General features: G+C 54.9%; 1 protein-coding gene. It reads left to right on the plus strand.

The window, feature by feature from the left end:
- A partial coding sequence (locus IEQ44_RS17500) for a hypothetical protein (RefSeq protein ID WP_227487722.1) occupies window positions 1-235 on the plus strand: 235 nt, incomplete at both ends.

The following is a 235-nucleotide window of genomic DNA, read 5'->3' on the forward strand; positions in this document are numbered from 1 at the left end:
TCGTGGTCGTTCGGCCTGGCGCTGCAGCGCGCCGAGGATTTGAAGCCAGTGGTTGACTGCCTAAGCCCGCTTGGCCCTCCGACTTGGTTTGCTGCCGGTTGCGGATTTCTGAAAAAAAAAAAAAAAAAAAAAAAAAACGGAAAAGTGGTTAAGTCGGGTCGGAGCCATGTCGTTCCGTGGGCCAAGGAGTTGGATTCAGTGGGTGTCTTCCTCAGCGCGCCTGGCCCCTGCTGTT

The sequence above is a fragment of the Nocardioides malaquae genome, from assembly GCF_015070385.1.
GTDB classification, from domain to species: domain Bacteria; phylum Actinomycetota; class Actinomycetes; order Propionibacteriales; family Nocardioidaceae; genus Nocardioides; species Nocardioides malaquae.